This window comes from Caballeronia sp. GAWG1-1 (genome assembly GCF_023631465.1).
GTDB lineage: Bacteria > Pseudomonadota > Gammaproteobacteria > Burkholderiales > Burkholderiaceae > Caballeronia.
The window spans coordinates 1-616 of the sequence record NZ_JALQDB010000021.1 but is presented as its reverse complement, the minus strand read 5'-3'; the positions used below and the strand labels follow the sequence as shown (position 1 = coordinate 616).

1 protein-coding gene and 3 tRNA genes are annotated in these 616 nt (G+C 53.9%); all 4 read left to right on the top strand.

Translation table 11 applies throughout. From position 1 onward, the window contains the following. Positions 1 to 192 precede the first annotated feature (192 nt). Positions 193 to 278: transfer RNA gene (locus tag NCT03_RS13020), tRNA-Tyr, on the top strand. Between the two features lie 29 nt (positions 279 to 307). Then, positions 308 to 381 (top strand) — tRNA-Gly (locus NCT03_RS13015). 15 nt (positions 382 to 396) lie between these two features. Further along, a tRNA-Thr gene (locus NCT03_RS13010) sits at positions 397 to 471 on the top strand. Between the two features lie 62 nt (positions 472 to 533). Continuing rightward, positions 534 to 616, top strand: an 83-nt coding sequence (locus tag NCT03_RS13005) for a GTP-binding protein (RefSeq protein WP_042615313.1), incomplete at its 3' end; no start/stop codon positions are given.

The following is a 616-nucleotide window of genomic DNA, read 5'->3' as shown; positions in this document are numbered from 1 at the left end:
GATGATAGTGCGGATCTCCCGTGTGAAAGTAGGTAATCGTCAGGCTCCTCATGCAGCAACAAAAACCCCACCCCCAAACAGGTGGGGTTTTTGCATTTCGCTTTCAACTATAAGTGAGAGCCTCAGTTGATGCGGGTCGCGCGGAAAGCTTGACAACACCGTGTTTCTTCCCCATAATCGATAGTTCTCTGCGGAGGGGTGCCCGAGTGGCTAAAGGGGGCAGACTGTAAATCTGTTGGCTTACGCCTACGTTGGTTCGAATCCAACCTCCTCCACCAGAATTCAAGCGGTAGGGAATCCAGCCCAAGCGGGTGTAGCTCAATGGTAGAGCAGAAGCCTTCCAAGCTTATGACGAGGGTTCGATTCCCTTCACCCGCTCCAGTGTCGGTTTGTAGTGCCCATGTGGCTCAGTGGTAGAGCACTCCCTTGGTAAGGGAGAGGTCGGCAGTTCGATCCTGCCCATGGGCACCAGAAGTATTAGTCTAGTAAGTTGCGCGTGGCGCAAGGTGCGAAAATCCTGTTAGGAGTCGAAAATGGCCAAAGGTAAATTCGAGCGGACCAAGCCGCACGTGAACGTGGGCACGATCGGTCACGTTGACCACGGCAAGACCACGCT